Here is a 14649-nt window from a genome sequence, read left to right on the forward strand (position 1 = left end):
GTTTTCAGACGATGGGCGTATGCACGGTGACGAGCTTGGTCCCGTCCGGGAAGGTGGCCTCGACCTGGACCTCGTCGACCATCTCGGCCACTCCTTCCATGACGTCATCGCGGGTCAGGATCTCGCGCCCATGGCTCATGAGATCCGCGACGCTACGACCGTCGCGGGCGCCCTCCAGGATCTCGAAGCTGATCAGCGCCACCGCCTCGGGGTAGTTGAGCTTGAGACCACGATCGCGGCGCCGCTCGGCCAGCTGGGCGGCCGAGAAGAGCAGCAGCTTGTCCTTGTCTCTAGGGGTCAGTTCCATGGGGCGTCTCCATCAAGAAAAGCAATCAGGTCAACCAGATCCTGGGGATATGGGCCGGCTGGCCGAGCAGCCTCGGCCGCAGGATCTCCCAGGCCTGGCGACACAGCCGCCAGGCCTCGTTGCGCTCGCCGCCCAGGTAGCGCATCAGCAACACCCCGTGGCGCACCGTCACCGCCCATCGCGGATTCGTCGGCAGACTATCGCGCAGCGCCTCCACGGCGTCCGATTCGTCCTCGAGCCCCACCGCCCAGAGCGTGGCCTGCACGCTGGCACCGCCCTGCCCCCAGCGGCCGGCAAAGCGCGGATGACGGGGATCCAGCGGCTGACGCTCGAGCCACAGGGGCCGGCCGTTGCGGGTCAGATGAAAGCGCTGCTCGATGCGGCCACTGGTGAAGGGCAGCGCACTCGCCGGTCGGCCCAGGGCCATCACCTCCCAGCCGAGGCAACGTGACGTCTCCGACAGGGCAATGGTGGTGCGCTGCTCGCCCTTCGAGCCGTCGAAGGCCAGGGTTTCCTGGGGCAGCCACTCGAGCATCCCATCCTCGGCGACATCGAGGTGCGTATGCTGCTGCCAGGCGACGCCATGGCTGTCGGCCCGGTAGAGTTTGTTGGCGGCCGGGGTGGTCAGCAGCGCATGGGCCCCCGCGCCGACCCGGACGCTGATGGTCAGGGCGTCACCGCTGACCAGGCCGCCAGGCGGATGCAACAGGTAGACATGGCAGGCGCCGGGGCGGCCTTCCGCATGACGGCCCTCGGGGTGAAACGAGCGCTGCACCCGCAGCGGCCCGTGGTGGCGGGCTCGCGTCATGCGGGTCACGCCGTCTCGGGTCTCGAAGGCCAGGTCCAGCGAGGCCGCCCAGTGGCGTCCGGCATCGAAACGATGCCCCGAGACAGGCCCAGAGACCGGCCCCGAGGCCGGCGATGGCGGTCCTGGCGTGAGTGTCGAGAAGGCCGTCATGGCGGTCCGCCCTGTCAGGAAAGTGGCAATTGCACTGACTTCAGCAAGGGCTGTACCAGAACGGTGATAAATAGAATTACCCAAATATTTTCAATGGGTTGAATGGCCATCAAGGGAGTATCGCCGGATCACCGAAGCACCAGAAAGGGGCAGCCGGAAGGCGAGGTGCACCAGAAGTAGCAAAGCTTCAAGAGCAGCCGTCTTTTCCTGGTGCATGCTCTGAAGTACGGCCCGGGGCATGATCTTGGCAACAGCCCGGGACGATCCGGCGCGGCAAGGGCTAGACCGTCAGATGCTCTCGGATCAAGGCCTCGGAGAGCTCACCGATCTCGCCGCGCGCCACGGGGCGGCCCCGATCCATGATCACGAAGCGGTCGGCATACTGGCGCGCGAAGGGCAGCTTCTGCTCCACCAGCAGCACGCTGAGGCCATCCTCGCGGATCAGCCGGCGGATCACCTCGCCGATCTGGGCCACGATATTGGGCTGGATGCCCTCCCCCGGCTCATCGAGGATCAGTAACCGCGGCTCGAGCACCAGGGCCCGCCCGATAGCCAGCTGCTGCTGCTGGCCACCGGAGAGATCGCCCCCGCGGCGATGCTTCATCTCCTCGAGCACGGGGAAGAGCTCATAGACCCGCGGCGGAATCCGCTTCAGGCCGTCCTTTCGCGCGGCCAGGCCGGTGCGCAGGTTCTCCTCCACGGTGAGCAGCGGGAAGATCTGGCGTCCCTGGGGCACATAGCCGATGCCCAGCCGCGAGCGATCCTCGACCTTCCGCCGGGTCAGCTCCACATCGTCGGCATAGCGGATGCTGCCGGAGGCCACCGCCACCTCGCCCATGATCGCCTTCATCAGGGTGGTCTTGCCCACCCCGTTGCGTCCCATCACGCAGGTGCACCGACCGGTGGGTACCTCGAGGCCCAGGTCCCAGAGGGTGTGGCTCTCCCCGTAGTACTGGTTAAGCGTCTCGATGGTCAGCATCAGGCGGCCTCCTCGTCGGGGTCGGCGCCCAGGTAGACCTCGACGACCTTCGGGTCATGGGAGACCTGGTCCATGCTGCCCTCGGCCAGCACGCTGCCCTGGTGCAGCACCGTCACGGTGCGGGCGATGGAGCGCACGAAGCCCATATCGTGCTCGACCACCACCACGGACTGCTTGCCCTTGCCGGCAAGGCCCGTGAGCAGCTCGGCGGTGCGCTCCATCTCCTGCTCGGTCATGCCGGCCACCGGCTCGTCGACCAGCAGCAAGCGGGGACGCTGCATCAGCAGCATGCCGATCTCCAGCCACTGTTTCTGGCCGTGGGAGAGAATGCCGGCCGGGCGATGGCGCAGCTCGGTGAGCCCGATGGTCGCGAGCACCTCCTCGATGCGGTCGCGGATCTCGCCGGTCAGGCGCGCGGTGAGCGTGGGCAGGATGCGCTTGTCGGTCGCCATGGCGAGTTCGAGGTTCTCGAACACCGTCAGGGCCTCGAATACCGTGGGCTTCTGGAACTTGCGCCCGATGCCGAGGCTCGCGATCTCCGGTTCGCTCTTGGCCAGCAGGTCGTGGCGACTGCCGAACCAGACCGAGCCGCTGTCGGGTCGGGTCTTGCCGGTGATGATGTCCATCATGGTGGTCTTGCCGGCCCCGTTGGGGCCGATGATGCAGCGCAGCTCGCCATCGTCGATGGTCAGGTTGAGATCGTTGATCGCCTTGAAGCCGTCGAAGCTGACGGTGACGCCGTCCAGGTAGAGGATCGGCCCATGGCGAACATCCACCGGTGAGGCCGCCGGCACCAGGAAGTCGAAGACCCGGTCACGGTCGGCCAGGGAATGCAGGAAACTCATGCGGAGGCCTCCCGGGGCGCAGTGGGTTCAGGAGATGACGAGGGTGGCGGACGACGACGGCGAAGCCGATAGGCAAGCAGGCCGGCGATGCCCTTGGGCAGCAGCACCGTGACCAGCACGAACATGCCGCCCAGGGCAAACAGCCAGGCATCCGGCATCACCCCGGTGAACACCGTCTTGGCATAGTTGACCAGTATCGCGCCGATAACCGCGCCGTAGAGGGTCGCGCGCCCGCCCAGGGCCACCCAGAGCACGATCTCGATGGAGAAGATCGGCGAGAATTCGCTGGGGTTGATGATGCCCACCTGGGGGACATAGAGCGCCCCGGCGACCCCGGCCAGCATGGCCGAGACCACGAAGACGAAGAGCTGGAAGCGCTCGACCCGATAGCCGAGGAAGCGGGTGCGCGCCTCGGCATCCCGAGTGGCCACGCTGACCCGGCCGAGCTTGCTTGAGACGATGGCCCGGCACAGCACATAGCCCAGGGCCAGGGCCACGCCGGTGGCCAGGAACAGGCCGAGTCGGGTGGCGTCGCTGCGCAGATCGAAGCCCAGCAGCTCCTTGAAGTCCGTCAGCCCGTTGTTGCCGCCGAAGCCCATCTCGTTGCGGAAGAAGGCCAGCATCAGGGCGAAGGTCAGGGCCTGGGTGATGATCGAGAGATAGACCCCGGTCACACGCGACCGGAAGGCCAGGAAACCGAACACCAGTGCCAGCAGCCCCGGGGCGAGCAGCACCATCAGGAAGGCGAACCAGGCCATGTCGAAGCCCAGCCAGTACCAGGGCAGCGCGTCCCAGTCGAGAAACACCATGAAGTCCGGCAACAGCGGATCCCCGTAGGTACCGCGATCGCCGATCTGGCGCATCAGGTACATGCCCATGGCATAGCCACCCAGGGCGAAGAAGGCCCCGTGCCCCAGGCTCAGGATCCCGAGATACCCCCACACCAGGTCCACGGCCACGGCCAGCAGTGCGTAGCTCAGGTACTTTCCGAGCAGCGTCACGGTGTAGGTGGGGACATGCAGCGGATGCTCTGCCGACAGGGCCAGGTTGAACAGCGTCACCACGGCCAGGGCCGCGAGCAGGATGCCCAGGAAGAGCTGCGTCGCACGCTCACGAAACGGTCGTGTGAGCCAAGAACTTGAGGAATGCATGAATCAGCCCTCCGCTGCCCGGCCCTTCTGCGGAAAGAGTCCGCGGGGGCGCTTCTGGATGAACAGGATGATGAAGACGAGCACCAGGATCTTGGCCAGCACGGCACCGGCCCAGGGCTCGAGGACCTGGTTGATCACCCCCAGCGACAACCCGGCCACCAGGGTGCCCCAGAGGTTCCCCACCCCGCCGAACACCACCACCATGAAGGAGTCGATGATGTAGTTCTGTCCGAGGTTGGGCCCGACGTTGGTCAGCTGGGAGAGCGCCACGCCGGCAAGCCCCGCCACGCCGGACCCCAGGGCGAAGGTCATGATGTCCACCCGGGTCGCCCGGATGCCCATGGAGCGCGCCATGGCACGGTTCTGGGTCACCGCCCGCACCTCCAGGCCCAGGCGGGTACGCCGCATCACCAGCATCAGGCCGGCGAACACCAGCAGCGCGAAGCCCAGCACATAGAGGCGATTGAGGGTCAGCGACAGTCCCTCGTTGATCATCAGCGAGCCGCTCATCCACTCCGGGCTGACCACGGTGCGATTGAGCGGCGAGATCACGGTGCGAACCAGCTGCTGGAGGATCAGGCTGACGCCGAAGGTGGCCAGCAGGGTCTCCAGGGGGCGGCCCTTGAGGAACTGAATGACGCCACGTTCGATGGCGATGCCGGCCAGCGCCGCCACCAGGAAGCCGGCGGGAATCGACAGCACCAGGGCCAGGCCGGGCTGGCCGGGCAGCAGCTGCTGCATCGCCCAGGTGGTGTAGGCGCCGAGCATCATCAGCTCGCCGTGGGCCATGTTGATGACCCCCATCACGCCGAAGGTGATGGCAAGCCCGATGGCCGCCAGCACCAGCACCGACCCCAGCGACAGGCCGAAGTAGAGGGTCTCCAGACCACTATTGATCCTGAGCTTCTGCTCGATGTCGGCAAGCGCCGAGCTGGCTGCTTCGGCGAGCGCAGGGTCGTCGCTGCGTGCCGCCGAACTGAGGGCCGCACGGGCCTCGGGATTGAGGCTTCCCGCCAACGAACCGATCGCCGCGGCATCGCCCTGCTCGAGCCGATGAATCGCCAGACCCTGCGCCAGCAGGCGCCTGACCTCATCATCCCCCTCGTCCTCGAGCAGGCCCTGCAGGGGCGCCACCATGGCCTCGTCGACCCGCCCCAGCAGGTCGCGGGCCGCCTCACGACGGGCGCCGACGTCATCCACCCGCAGGTCGAGCACCGCCAGGACACTCTGCAGCTGGCCGCGCAGCGCATTGTTGATGCCGATGCGGTCGAGCTCACGGCGCGACATCTCGCCGAGGGCCTCGCCGGTCAGGGCATCGACCACCGGCCAGTTCCGGCCCCGGTTCTCGAGCACCACGACGAAGCGGCCGGTCTCCTTGTGGCGCTGCAACTTGCCGCCAAGCAGGGCTTCCAGCCAGCCGCGGCTACGCTCGTCGCCGCTGCCGACGATGGCCTCGATGGCTCCATCCATCCGGGCGTAGGACGCCGCATCGAGGGACGCCAGCAGGGACTGGCCGGTGTCGTCCTGGGCCTGGGCCTGGGCCTGTGCCTGGTCCTGGGCATGGGCAAGGGCGGCCAGCGGCAGGCAGGCGAGCAGGCACAGGGCCAGCAGCCACCTGAGACAGGGGGGGATCTTCATGGACGTGTCCTGTGAATGATCGTCGAGTGGCGTGCCGACATCACCGGGCCGAGTGTCGGCCCGATGAGTCTGTCAGCGCGGTTCCGCGAAGAAACGCGTGTTATGCGACGGCGACCTCTTACTGGGTCTCGCTGCCACCGCAGCTACCCTTCACGACGTTGTAGTTGCCGCAGGACAGGGGGGCGCGCCAATCGCTGATCAGGTCCTTCGAGCCTTCCAGGTAGTCGGACCAGGCATCGCCGGCCACGGTGGAAGGGGTCTCCCAGACGATGGAGAACTGGCCGTTGTCCTGGATCTCGCCGATCAGCACCGGCTTGGTAATGTGGTGGTTGGGCATCATCGCCGCGTAGCCCCCGGTGAGGTTGGGGACGCTGACGCCGATGATGGCGTCCTTGACCTCATCGACCTCGGTGGTGCCGGCCTTGCGTACCGCCTCGGCCCACATGTTGAAGCCGATGTAATGGGCTTCCATGGGATCGTTGGTCACCGCCATGTCATCGCCGGTGTACTCGATCCAGGCGTCGATGAAGTCATAGTTAGTGTCCGTATCGACGCTCATGAAGTAGTTCCAGGCGGCGAGGTGGCCGACCAGCGGCGCGGTGTCGATGCCGGTGAGCTCCTGCTCGCCCACCGAGAAGGCCACCACCGGGATGTCGGCGGCGTCGATGCCCTGGTTGCCCAGTTCACGATAGAAGGGCACATTGGCGTCGCCATTGATGGTCGAGACCACCGCGGTCTTCTTGCCCTGGCTGCCGAACGCCTTGATCTCGGAGACGATGTTTTGCCAGTCCGAGTGACCGAAGGGGGTGTAGTTGATCATGATGTCCTCGTCGGCCACGCCATGCGACTTGAGGTAGGCATCGAGGATCTTGTTGGTGGTGCGCGGGTACACATAGTCCGTGCCGGCCAGCACCCAGCGCTCCACACCGATGTTATTCATCAGATAGTTCACGGCGGGAATCGCCTGCTGGTTGGGTGCCGCCCCGGTGTAGAAGACGTTCTCGGAGGACTCCTCCCCCTCGTACTGCACCGGATAGAAGAGCAGGCCGTTGAGCTCCTCGACCACCGGCAGCACGGACTTGCGTGACACCGAGGTCCAGTTGCCGAAGATCACGTCGACCTCCTCCTGAGCCAGCAGCTCACGGGCCTTCTCGGCGAACAGCGGCCAGTCGGAGGCCGGGTCCACGACGACGGCTTCCAGCTGGCGACCCAGCAGGCCGCCCTCGGCGTTCTGCTGTTCGATGAGCATCTCGACGGTGTCCTTGAGCACCGTCTCGCTGATGGCCATGGTGCCGGAGAGCGAGTGCAGGATACCGACCTTGATCGGACCCTCCTGGGCCATGGCGGGTGCCGCCATTCCCAGGCTCAGGAGGGACGCGGCCAGCCAGCGGGAAGAACGGAAAGCGGATGACGGAATCATGAGAGCTCCTTGCGAGCGATGTTGTTGTCGATGAGTCCTGGGCTGGAGGACATCGCGAGGATGCCTCTGATATGTCACCGCAAGGGGTGTGCCACTTCGACGGGCTGCCGCGTTTTGCTCGGCGAATCAGTCTATTGGCAGAAGCTCAACAAGGGACGGCATGCGCCGTCGGGCGCTTTCGTGGAGCGTGCGCCCGCCCCACCGCTCCCTCATCGCCCGGGACCATGGTGCAACGCACCATCACGGGGCACGGCGGCCGGACACGACACGGGGGCGCCGGCCTGGCCGGCGCCCCCGTGAAACACACAGAACGCAAAGGGTGAGCAGGAGACGCTGCCGAGCTCAGTCGCCTTCCGGCCCTCCCGTGCCGGTGGTCACCTTCATGCGGCGGCGCAGCAGCGGGCCGACGATGTAGGGCAGGATCAGCCCCAGGCCGGCGAACACCCACAGGCCGATGGCAAGCCCGCTGTCCCACAGGATGGTCCAGTCGCCGTCGGCGATGTCCATGGCGTGGCGCAGGTTCTTCTCCATCTCCGGCCCCAGCAGCAGGCCAAGGATCACCGGCACCAGCGGGATCTCCAGCTTGCGCAGCACGTAGCCGCCCACCCCGAAGGCCACCATGAAGTAGAGATCAAAGGTGGTGTTGCTGATCGAGTAGATCCCCACGAAGGCGATCATGGTCACGACCGGCAGCAGGTACATCGGCGGCACCGAGAGCAGCTTGACGAAGATCCCGACCAGCGGAATGTTCAGGATCAGCAGCAGGAAGTTGCCGATCAGCAGCGCCGCGATCACCCCCCAGACGATGTCGGCGTTCTGGGTGAACATCAGCGGTCCGGGCGTGATGTTCAGCGAGATCAACAGCGCCAGCAGCACCGCCGTGGTGCCGCTGCCCGGCACGCCCAGCGTCAGCATGGGCACCAGCGCGCCACTGGAGGCGCCGTTGTTGCCCGCCTCTGGCCCGGCCACGCCGCGCGGGTCGCCCTTGCCGAAGTAGCCCTTCTTGCCGATCACCTTTTTCTCGAGGGTGTAGCCGATGAAGCTGCCAAGCGAGGCCCCTGCGCCCGGCAGCACGCCGGCGATGAAACCCAGCACCCCGCCCCGCAGGCTCGACGGCAGAATGTTACGGATGTCCTTCCATTTCAGCGTGAGCTTGTTGACGGCCATCTTTTCCTTGCCGCCACCGGCCTTCTCCTCGATGAAGAACAACAGCTCCGAGATGGCGAACAGGCCGACGATGGCGATGATGAAATCCACCCCCTCGTAGAGTTCCAGCACGCCGAAGGTGTAGCGCTGCACGCCGGTGTTGTCGATGCCCACGGTGGCGATCATCAGGCCGATGGCCGCCGCGACGACCGTCTTCATGGGGTTCTTGCCGGTGATGCCGCCCAGGGTGGCGAACGCCAGCAGGAAGAGCGCGAAGTACTCGGCCGGCCCGAAGGTCAAGGCGAAGTCGGCCAGCAGCGGCGCCAGCAGGATCAGGCCGATGGTGGCGATCAGGCTGCCGATAAAGGAGGCCACGGCGGAGATGGCCAGGGCCTCGGAGGCCTTGCCCTGCTGGGCCATGGGGTAGCCGTCCAGGCAGGTCATCATGGCCGGCTCATCGCCGGGAATGTTGAGCAGGATCGAGGAAATGCGCCCGCCGTACATGGCGCCGGCATAGACCGAGGTCAGCATGATCATCGCGGTTTCCGGGGCGAGCCCCAGGGTGAAGGCCAGCGGGATCAGGATCGCCACCCCGTTGGCCGGACCCAGTCCCGGTAGCGCCCCGATCAGAGTCCCCAGGAAGGCGCCGAGCAAGGCGAACATCAGGTTGTGCGGTGCCAGGGCGACGCCGAACCCGTCCATCAAGAAGCCAAGCGTTTCCATCAACCCACCTCCAGGAACGACAGCAGGCCCAGCGGCAGCGCCAGGTCGAGGGCGAAGTTGAACACCAGATACACCACCACACCGGATACTGCCCCGATGACATAGGCCTTGACCGGGCGAGACCCCATGCGCCAGCACAGGGTGCCCACGGCCAGGGTGGTGCTGATGATGAAGCCGAGCGGTTGCAGCAGCGCGGCGTAGAAGATCAGCACGACCACGGCGACGATCAGCTCGATGCCGGTGCGGCTCCAGGGCCAGGCGTTATCCGGGTCCGGCCGCACGATCATGTACAGGCTGGACAGGGCCAGAACGGCGGCCAGCAGTCGTGGAAAGGTTTCGGGGCCGACGGCCTCGGTCCCGCCGAAGGGTTCGTTGAACTGAGTGGTGCCCCAGCCGTACGCGACGGCCAGGACGATCATCAGTATTCCGAAGATGCGATCATTGAAGGTCATTACTGAATCAACCCGATATCCTTGGAGAGCTGCTCGATATCATCGATCTGGTCCTTGACGAAGGACTCGAACTCACCGGCGCTCATGTGGAAAGGCATCAGGCCATTGTTGGTCATGACGTCCTTCCACTCCTGGCTTTCGTAGATGGTATCCATGGCATCCACCCAGTACTGCTTCGCCTCGTCGGAGATATCGGCCGGCATGTAGAAGCCACGCCAGTTGGGGCCGACGGCATCGATGCCCTGCTCCTTGGCGGTGGGGATATCGCTGTAATCGCCGGGCAGGCGCTCATCGGACAGTATGGCCAGTACCCGGAGGTCACCGGACTCCATGAAGCCCTGGGCCTCGGTGATGTCGCCGGTGAAGGCATCGACGTGGCCACCGATCACCTGGGTCAGAGCCTCACCGCCATTGTTGTAGGAGAGGTAGGGAATGCGCGGCAGCTCGTCGACCTCGGCCGCCTGAGCGGCGATCAGCACCTTGAGGTGATCCCAGCCGCCCTTGGCGCTGCCACCGGCAAACTTGACGCTGCGCGGGTCTTCCTTGAGGGCCTCCATCAGCTCGGGCAGGTCATCGTATTCGGAGTCCACGGATACGCCGATCACGCCATAGTCCGCGCCCAGCGCACCGATCCAGTTGACCATGTCGGCGTTCATGCCCGGAAACTGGCCCTGGGCCAGGCGCGTGGTGGTCGCGGTGGACGCGGCGACCAGCAGCTGCTCGTCGCCGGCACGCTTGCTGACGGTGTGCGCATAGGCCACCCCGCCGCCGGCGCCAGCCATGTTGATGGTCTGCACGCTGCGCGGCACGATATCCATATCTTCCATCACCTTCCCCACGCTGCGGCAGGTGAAGTCCCAGCCGCCACCCGGATCGGCGGGGGCCAGGCACTCGACCTTGCCCTCGGGCTCGAAGGCGAAGGCGGTTGCGGCGGTGGTGGCGAGGGCAGTGATCGCTACCAGCTGGACGGGTCGCTTGAGGTTCATGGCGGGCGTTCCTCCTGACATCGGGCTTGTGAAGTCGTTATGTGATGTTCGGCTTGCGGAACCTGTCGGCCTTCCTTACAATTCTGTAAGGCAGAACATCGTTCCTCAGGACAGAAAGTTAGGCCCCGGATCATGGAGCGTCAACGCTCCGGCGCCCGATTGCGACCAAAGTTCAAGGCCACCGAGGTTCCATACCACCAGGGCGAAAGACATAACGGAGGCTCGATCCGCAGATGGCACAGGACCGCGTCGAGGCCGTGGAGCGCGCACTGACCGTGCTCGAGGTCTTCGACTCCGCGCAGGAATACTTCACCCTGGCCGAGCTGGCCCAGGCCACCGGCTACTACAAGAGCACCCTGCTGCGCCTGCTCGGGTCGCTTTCCCGCTTCGACTACGTGCAGCGTGACGACCACGGCCGCTGGCACCTCGGCCATGCCCCGGTGCGCCTGGCGCGTCGCCACCTTCCAGGCCGGCATCTGGCGAGGCGCATCCAGCCCCTGCTGGCCCGCCTGGCGAGCGAGTCCGGCGAGACCGCGACCCTGCTCGAGGTGGAGGACGGCATGGCGGAGTGTCGGCTGGTCACGCTGCCCGAGACCGCACTGCGTCATGACCTGCACCCGGGCGACCGCTGGGCGGTGACCGAGGAACACGACCCGCGCCCGGCCCTGCCCGGCGGTGCCATGGTGTGCCAGGCGTTGCCCGGCGACGCCCTCGAGCCGCCGCGCTGGCTGGCCCTCTCGGGCCCGGCCGGACGCCTGGATACGCACCGCGCCAGGGCCGCGCTGGAGCATGCCGTGGCGGTGCTGTCGGCCGGCCCGGGACGCGACTCAGGGGAGACGGGGTCATGACGCTGCTGCTGGTGGAAGATGATGCCCTGCTGGCCGAGACGCTGACCGAGACCCTGCGCCTGCAGGGCCACGAGGTCTGCTGCCTCGACGACGGCAGCGCGGCGCATGAGCGCCTGGCGGTGCCCGGGCATGGCCTCGCGCTGGTGCTGCTCGACCTCAACCTGCCGGGCTGTGGCGGACTCGAGGTGCTCGAGGCCCTCAGGGCGCATGACCGCGCCACTCCCGTGTTGATCCTCACCGCCCGTGGCGCCGTGGAGGACCGGGTCCGCGGCCTCGACCTGGGCGCCGACGACTACCTGGCCAAGCCCTTCGCCCTCGACGAGCTCGAGGCTCGCGTGCGTGCCCTGCTCAGGCGCCGCAGCCCCGCGGCGGCGCTGACGGCGGGGCCCCTCACCCTCGACATCCGGCAGCAGCGCTTTACGCTTGAGGGCGAGCCGCTCACCCTGCCGCCCCGGGAGCAGCGCCTGCTCGCCTGCCTGATGCAGCATGCCGGCACGCCGGTGGACAAGGCCCGGCTCGCCGAGGAGGCGTTCCAGGGCGACGCCCTGGGCGACAACGCCATCGAGGTCTATGTGCATCGGCTGCGCAAACGCCTGGCCGGAAGCGCCGTGGCCCTGCGCACGGTGCGCGGCCTGGGTTACCTGCTGGAGGCCGAGTGACGCGCGGCGACAGCCTCTCGCGCCGCCTGCTGGTCTGGCTGCTGCTGCCGCTGCTGGTACTGGGTAGCCTGATGCTGCTGCAGGCCTGGTTCGAGGCACGACGCACCGCCGATCGCGCCTTCGACCGCCTGCTCGAAGCCGCCTCCCTGGCCATCGCCGAGCAGGTGCAGTGGCAGGACGACCGCCTGTGGCTCGACCTGCCGCCGGCGGCGCTGGAGATGCTGGCCACCGATGCCGAGGAACGGGTGTTCTATAGCCTGATCGACCGCCGCGGCCGCATGATCACCGGCAACGCCGAACTGCCGGGGGATCAACGCGAGGCGGTGTCGGATGACGACACCCTGCTCTACCGCGACGTCACCTGGCAGGGCCTGTCGCTGCGCCAGGGGGTGCGTCGCACGCGCCTCGAGGACTGGCAGCTGCGTGAGCCATTCGAGGTACGCGTCGCCCACAGCCGCGAGGGGCGTGATGCCCTGGCCGCCGAGCTGTGGCGCGCCAACCTGGCGATGATCCTGGCCATGGCGGCGCTGGCGATCGTCGCGCTGCTGCTGGCGATCCGCACCGCCCTGGCACCGCTGACCCGCCTGCGCCGCGCGATCAGAAGCCGCGATCCACGCACCCTCGCCCCGCTGGAACTTCGCCTGCCGCGCGAACTCGCCGAGCTGCGCGACACCGTCAACGAGCTGCTCGCCCGGATGCGACGGGTGCGCGCCAACCAGGAACGCTTCATCGGAGATGCCTCGCACCAACTGCGTACGCCGCTGGCGGGGCTCTCGGCACGCGCCGAGCTGGCCCTGCGCCAGGACGACCCGGCCCGCTGGCGGGAGGCCCTGGTCGCCATGCAGGCCACCAGTTCCCGCACCGCGCGACTGGCGATGCAGCTGCTGTCGCTGACGCGGCTGGCAAATCCCGAATACCGCCCCGAGCGCGCGCCGCTATCGCTCAACGCCATCGCACGGGAGGCGGTACGCGAGCACTGGACGGCCTGTCACCGGGCGGGGGTCGATCTGGGCGTGGCGACCGCCGCGGCCGACGTCGAGATACTCGGCATCGATTGGCAGCTCGCCGAGGCGCTCGGCAACCTGATCGACAATGCACGTCGCTACGGGGCGAGGCACGTCACGATCCGGGTCGGCGAGCAGCCGCCGAGCCTGTCCATCGAGGACGACGGCCCGGGAATTCCCGCGGCGCGGCGAACGCTGATGCTGCGCCCCTTCCATCGCGATCGTGACGATCTTGAGGGCTCCGGACTGGGGCTCGCCATCGTCGACGGCATCGCTCGCACTCACGGAGCGCGGCTGGCCATGTCCGCCGGCCCTGGCTGCGTCGGGCTTCGCGTGACGCTGCGATTCCCCGGAGACAGCCCATGAGCCCCTGTCGTCACTCGCTGACGCTTTCTCTGCGTCGCGCCGGACGCCGCCTGCTCGCATGGCTGCTGGCCTTTCCGCTTGCACTGTCGTTTACGTTCTCGTTGACGCTCTCGTTGGCCATTCCCGCCGTCCACGCCGCGGAGAGTCTGCGCTACCCCACCACATTCGATGGCGACGCCGCAGCGGCGCTGGTGATCCATGGCGCACTGGACCTCCCCCAGGTGCGACCGCTGCTGGACGCCTTCCACCGCGACCACCCCGATGTCGCCCTGCACTACCGCAACCTGACAACCCTGGCCCTGCACGAGCGGTTTCTGAAGGCGCCCGCGGAAGCCGACGTGCTGATCTCCTCGGCCATGCCCTGGCAGTACCGCCTGGCCAACGATGGCCAGGCACAGCCGCTCGACACGCCTGCGGCCAGGCGCTGGCCGGCCTGGGCCCGCTGGCGCAGCGAGCTCTTCGCCGTCACCTTCGAGCCCATCGTGATGGTGGTGAACGAGGCGATCATCGAGCGCTTCGGCGAGGTTCGCAGCCACGCCGACCTGCTGGCGCTGCTGGAGCGCCAGAGCGAGTCGCTGCGCGGCCGCGTGGTGACCTACGACCCGGCCATCAGCGGCGCGGGCTATACCTATGCCATCGAGGAGTCTCGGCTCTCGCCGCGCTACTGGGAGCTGGTGGCGGCGCTCGGCGAGGCCGAGGCCGCCCTGGTGGGGACCACCGGGGAGATGCTGGAGGGATTGATCGAGGGTCGCTATCTGGTGGGCTACAACCTGCTGGGCAGCTACGCCCGGGAGCGCCTGGCCAACCATCCACGGCTCAAGATCGTGGTGCCCGAGGACTACGCACTGGTCACCCAGCGCCTGGCCCTGGTGCCGCGCCTGGCGCCCCACCCAGAGACGGCTCGGCGGTTCCTCGACTACCTGATTGGCGAGCGGGGGCAGGAAGTGCTGGCGCGAGAGACGCCGCTGGGCGCCATTCATCCCTCGCTCGAGGGGCCGGGCACGGCGGCGTCGCTGCGACGGCAACGTGGCGATGCGCTGCGCCCCATCACCCTGGGCCCCGGCCTGCTGGCGACCCTGGACGATCTCAAGCGAGAGGCGCTATTGACGCGCTGGCGACGCGAGTTCATGCGACGGCGGCGCCACTGAACCATCCCAGGCGGCTGAT

General features: G+C 67.3%; 14 protein-coding genes. 4 read left to right on the forward strand and 10 right to left on the reverse strand.

The genetic code is table 11. From position 1 onward, the window contains the following. Positions 1-4 precede the first annotated feature (4 nt). From RSO68_RS02865 to RSO68_RS02910, 10 genes are all read right to left on the reverse strand, one after another. Positions 5-307, reverse strand: coding sequence for an urease subunit gamma (locus RSO68_RS02865; protein WP_089850642.1), 303 nt, complete (start codon positions 305-307; stop codon positions 5-7). A 25-nt stretch (positions 308-332) separates the two neighbouring features. After that, positions 333-1265, reverse strand: coding sequence for an urease accessory protein UreD (locus tag RSO68_RS02870; RefSeq protein ID WP_315585369.1), 933 nt, complete (start codon positions 1263-1265; stop codon positions 333-335). 280 nt (positions 1266-1545) lie between these two features. Further along, positions 1546-2244 (reverse strand): urea ABC transporter ATP-binding subunit UrtE, encoded by a 699-nt coding sequence (urtE, locus tag RSO68_RS02875; RefSeq protein ID WP_315585370.1) that lies wholly within the window; start codon positions 2242-2244, stop codon positions 1546-1548. After that, entirely contained in the window at positions 2244-3089 is an 846-nt protein-coding gene (gene urtD / locus RSO68_RS02880) for an urea ABC transporter ATP-binding protein UrtD (protein ID WP_315585371.1), read from the reverse strand. The genes urtE and urtD overlap by 1 nt, the downstream gene beginning before the upstream one ends. Next, positions 3086-4240 carry an urea ABC transporter permease subunit UrtC gene (urtC, locus tag RSO68_RS02885; protein ID WP_315585373.1) on the reverse strand — a complete coding sequence of 385 codons (1155 nt, stop codon included), beginning with the start codon at positions 4238-4240 and terminating at the stop codon, positions 3086-3088. The genes urtD and urtC overlap by 4 nt, the downstream gene beginning before the upstream one ends. A gap of 3 nt (positions 4241-4243) precedes the next feature. Next, the gene (urtB, locus tag RSO68_RS02890; protein ID WP_315585374.1) at positions 4244-5878 is read right to left on the reverse strand and encodes an urea ABC transporter permease subunit UrtB; all 1635 of its coding nucleotides are present in this window, start codon (positions 5876-5878) and stop codon (positions 4244-4246) included. A gap of 118 nt (positions 5879-5996) precedes the next feature. Further along, entirely contained in the window at positions 5997-7298 is a 1302-nt protein-coding gene (gene urtA / locus RSO68_RS02895; protein WP_315585375.1) for an urea ABC transporter substrate-binding protein, read from the reverse strand. A 342-nt stretch (positions 7299-7640) separates the two neighbouring features. Further along, a complete protein-coding gene (locus RSO68_RS02900; protein WP_089851581.1) occupies positions 7641-9167 on the reverse strand; it encodes a tripartite tricarboxylate transporter permease in 1527 nt (508 codons plus the stop codon). Continuing rightward, positions 9167-9619 carry a tripartite tricarboxylate transporter TctB family protein gene (locus tag RSO68_RS02905; RefSeq protein ID WP_089851583.1) on the reverse strand — a complete coding sequence of 151 codons (453 nt, stop codon included), beginning with the start codon at positions 9617-9619 and terminating at the stop codon, positions 9167-9169. Before RSO68_RS02905 ends, RSO68_RS02900 begins: the two co-directional genes overlap by 1 nt. Further along, on the reverse strand, positions 9619-10605 hold the full coding sequence (locus RSO68_RS02910; protein WP_089851585.1) for a Bug family tripartite tricarboxylate transporter substrate binding protein: 987 nt from the start codon (positions 10603-10605) through the stop codon (positions 9619-9621). Before RSO68_RS02910 ends, RSO68_RS02905 begins: the two co-directional genes overlap by 1 nt. A gap of 233 nt (positions 10606-10838) precedes the next feature. Between RSO68_RS02910 and RSO68_RS02915 the strand changes: the two genes are divergently transcribed. The 4 genes from RSO68_RS02915 to RSO68_RS02930 are packed head-to-tail and all read left to right on the forward strand — an operon-like array spanning position 10839 to position 14630. Continuing rightward, a complete protein-coding gene (locus RSO68_RS02915; RefSeq protein WP_315585376.1) occupies positions 10839-11453 on the forward strand; it encodes a helix-turn-helix domain-containing protein in 615 nt (204 codons plus the stop codon). Next, the gene (locus tag RSO68_RS02920) at positions 11450-12112 is read left to right on the forward strand and encodes a response regulator transcription factor (protein ID WP_315585377.1); all 663 of its coding nucleotides are present in this window, start codon (positions 11450-11452) and stop codon (positions 12110-12112) included. Before RSO68_RS02915 ends, RSO68_RS02920 begins: the two co-directional genes overlap by 4 nt. Then, complete coding sequence (locus tag RSO68_RS02925; RefSeq protein WP_315585378.1) at positions 12109-13482, forward strand: sensor histidine kinase; 1374 nt, start codon at positions 12109-12111, stop codon at positions 13480-13482. The genes RSO68_RS02920 and RSO68_RS02925 overlap by 4 nt, the downstream gene beginning before the upstream one ends. Further along, complete coding sequence (locus tag RSO68_RS02930) at positions 13479-14630, forward strand: ABC transporter substrate-binding protein (protein ID WP_315585379.1); 1152 nt, start codon at positions 13479-13481, stop codon at positions 14628-14630. The genes RSO68_RS02925 and RSO68_RS02930 overlap by 4 nt, the downstream gene beginning before the upstream one ends. Positions 14631-14649: the final 19 nt, after the last annotated feature.

The sequence above is a fragment of the Halomonas saccharevitans genome, assembly GCF_032333995.1.
In the GTDB taxonomy this organism is placed as follows: domain Bacteria; phylum Pseudomonadota; class Gammaproteobacteria; order Pseudomonadales; family Halomonadaceae; genus Halomonas; species Halomonas saccharevitans.

Bases quoted from the DNA above. Each gene is read 5' to 3' on its own strand.
- RSO68_RS02865 (WP_089850642.1), bottom strand. From the start codon at position 307: ATGGAACTGACCCCTAGAGACAAGGACAAGCTGCTGCTCTTCTCGGCC.
- RSO68_RS02870 (WP_315585369.1), bottom strand. From the start codon at position 1,265: ATGACGGCCTTCTCGACACTCACGCCAGGACCGCCATCGCCGGCCTCG.
- urtE (WP_315585370.1), bottom strand. From the start codon at position 2,244: ATGCTGACCATCGAGACGCTTAACCAGTACTACGGGGAGAGCCACACC.
- urtD (WP_315585371.1), bottom strand. From the start codon at position 3,089: ATGAGTTTCCTGCATTCCCTGGCCGACCGTGACCGGGTCTTCGACTTC.
- urtC (WP_315585373.1), bottom strand. From the start codon at position 4,240: ATGCATTCCTCAAGTTCTTGGCTCACACGACCGTTTCGTGAGCGTGCG.
- urtB (WP_315585374.1), bottom strand. From the start codon at position 5,878: ATGAAGATCCCCCCCTGTCTCAGGTGGCTGCTGGCCCTGTGCCTGCTC.
- urtA (WP_315585375.1), bottom strand. From the start codon at position 7,298: ATGATTCCGTCATCCGCTTTCCGTTCTTCCCGCTGGCTGGCCGCGTCC.
- RSO68_RS02900 (WP_089851581.1), bottom strand. From the start codon at position 9,167: ATGGAAACGCTTGGCTTCTTGATGGACGGGTTCGGCGTCGCCCTGGCA.
- RSO68_RS02905 (WP_089851583.1), bottom strand. From the start codon at position 9,619: ATGACCTTCAATGATCGCATCTTCGGAATACTGATGATCGTCCTGGCC.
- RSO68_RS02910 (WP_089851585.1), bottom strand. From the start codon at position 10,605: ATGAACCTCAAGCGACCCGTCCAGCTGGTAGCGATCACTGCCCTCGCC.
- RSO68_RS02915 (WP_315585376.1), top strand. From the start codon at position 10,839: ATGGCACAGGACCGCGTCGAGGCCGTGGAGCGCGCACTGACCGTGCTC.
- RSO68_RS02920 (WP_315585377.1), top strand. From the start codon at position 11,450: ATGACGCTGCTGCTGGTGGAAGATGATGCCCTGCTGGCCGAGACGCTG.
- RSO68_RS02930 (WP_315585379.1), top strand. From the start codon at position 13,479: ATGAGCCCCTGTCGTCACTCGCTGACGCTTTCTCTGCGTCGCGCCGGA.